General features: G+C 56.1%; 3 protein-coding genes and 1 pseudogene. 3 read left to right on the top strand and 1 reads right to left on the bottom strand.

Going from position 1 to position 1,868, the window contains the following annotated elements:
• Nucleotides 1-223: hypothetical protein (locus ACYVG7_RS01920; RefSeq protein ID WP_460881559.1), on the bottom strand; the 223-nt coding region annotated here is incomplete at its 3' end.
• Nucleotides 224-399: 176 nt separating this feature from the next.
• Between ACYVG7_RS01920 and ACYVG7_RS01915 the strand changes: the two genes are divergently transcribed.
• The 3 genes and pseudogenes from ACYVG7_RS01915 to ACYVG7_RS01905 form a co-directional block, all read left to right on the top strand.
• Nucleotides 400-1,101: a type 1 glutamine amidotransferase gene (locus tag ACYVG7_RS01915; protein ID WP_182928087.1), complete on the top strand. Its 702-nt coding sequence runs from the start codon at nt 400-402 to the stop codon at nt 1,099-1,101.
• 166 nt (nt 1,102-1,267) lie between these two features.
• A complete protein-coding gene (locus tag ACYVG7_RS01910; RefSeq protein ID WP_182928038.1) occupies nt 1,268-1,480 on the top strand; it encodes a hypothetical protein in 213 nt (70 codons plus the stop codon).
• 21 nt (nt 1,481-1,501) lie between these two features.
• A pseudogene (locus ACYVG7_RS01905) lies at nt 1,502-1,793 on the top strand (transposase); the annotation flags it as partial.
• Between the last annotated feature and the right edge of the window lie 75 nt (nt 1,794-1,868).

Below are 1,868 nucleotides of genomic sequence, written 5' to 3'. Positions count from 1 at the left end.
CCTGCTTATTCGCACCTTCCCTTGGTAAAATGGCACCTCCCGCCTGGGCCATGAATAAACAACTTCGTCCATCCACAAAACTGTACAAAAACGATATTTTTTCACCCGGAAAGTTCGTGATGGTACAAATCATGTCGCGATAAATGCGCCAGCTATCCCATACCTTGACCCATTCTCTGACTCGCAATCCGGCAGCCTTGTCGAGCGCCACCACTACTAACATCGGCCGAGCGGCGCCCAAAGCCGTGGCCGCCACCTTAAGGCGTGGATTTCAAATCCCATCAAGGCGGATTTATCCCAGCCACTGGCAAAGTGCTCCGCGATCTGGCAGAAGATTTGCTACTGCCTCCACGGCTGGGGGCGCCCATCAGCCCTCGAACACGAACCAGAGAGATGAATATGCGTGCACACTATTTCCAACACGTCCCATTCGAGGGGCTCGGCGTGATCGAGCCCTGGTTGCAAGCCGCAGGCTACCAAATCAGCCGCACCTGTTTTTATCAGCCCCATGAACTCCCCCGCCTAGCCGCTCTCGATCTGTTGATCGTCCTGGGGGGCCCCATGAGTGTGAATGATGAAGACTCCCTCCCCTGGCTCACCGCAGAAAAGGCGTTCATCCGGCAAGCCATCGCAGCGAACAAACCAATATTGGGAATTTGCCTGGGGGCCCAACTCATCGCCAATGCCTGCAATTGCCGCGTGAGCCCTAATCCGCTGAAGGAGATAGGCTGGTTTCCTATCACCGCTGTTGCGCATGAACAGCCGGCGCTGTTTGCATTCCCTCCCGAACTCACCGTACTACAGTGGCATGGGGAGACCTTTGAACTGCCACCCCAGGCCCAGCAGTTAGCGCGAAGTCAGGCCTGTGAACAGCAAGCCTTTCAGCTGATCGGTAAACCGGTGATCGGTCTGCAATTTCATCTGGAGACTACAGCTTCGTCGCTGCAATCGCTGATGGGAAACTGCGCCGAAGAGCTGGTGGTGGCCCCCTATATTCAGAGTGCGGAGTCTCTGCGAGCAACTCCGGCGAGCCAGTATCGGCTGGTCAATGAGGTCATGGCGAAACTCTTGAACTATCTGACGCAATGGCCCCACATCTGACGACCGGAGTAGCCAGTACCCGCGGATGACGCTCTATGGCGCCAATTTTGCATTAATCCGTTCATCATCGGGCCGAGGGCCTTGCGAGGCTATCGCTATATAGCCACCCACATAGCGACGCACATAATGTGGGCAGTCTGCCCCTCATCGGAACAAGGATGACGTGATGAGTCGCGTTCGAGGTGAAGATATGAGTCAGATGCAGCCGTGCCACCCCTGCCACTGCCTGCTGGGAGAATGCCGAACCGAGCTGCTACCACTGCTCTCTGAGGTCAGCCAGGCCGTCAGTCTGGGGGCGGATCTCCCCTCGACGCTCAACCTGGGGCGTTGTTGCTCAAATCAGGGAACTATCCCGCAGTTTGGCGATCTGATCTCTTAGGTTCACCACCGGGAGTGCCAGATGGGCAAGTCCAAGCACAAGATCAGCAACTGGAAACAGTACAACCAAGCCTTGGTGCAACGTGGTTCGTTGACCGTCTGGATGGATGAGCAAGCCATCCAGCAGTGGCATNAACTCGCTGTTCAAGCTGATGAAGGTGCCCTTACAGTCGCCGGACTACAGCTGTATCAGCAAGCGCGCCAAGACGGTCGAAATCAAGTACCGCATACCGAGCCATGGCCCAGTGGCTCACCTGGTCATCGATGCCACCGGACTCAAGGTCTATGGCGAGGGTGAATGGAAAATTCGCAAGCTCGATACCTTGGTGCTCTACCTGCAGCAGATCGGGGTCAGCCGGTTCGAGGTTGATGCCAGTAGCTTCATGCTT

It is taken from the genome of Pseudaeromonas pectinilytica, assembly GCF_054780855.1.
Note: the sequence above shows the minus strand (reverse complement) of the source record. Positions and strands in the feature narration are given on the sequence as shown.

Bases quoted from the DNA above. Each gene is read 5' to 3' on its own strand.
- ACYVG7_RS01915 (WP_182928087.1), top strand. From the start codon at position 400: ATGCGTGCACACTATTTCCAACACGTCCCATTCGAGGGGCTCGGCGTG.
- ACYVG7_RS01910 (WP_182928038.1), top strand. From the start codon at position 1,268: ATGAGTCGCGTTCGAGGTGAAGATATGAGTCAGATGCAGCCGTGCCAC.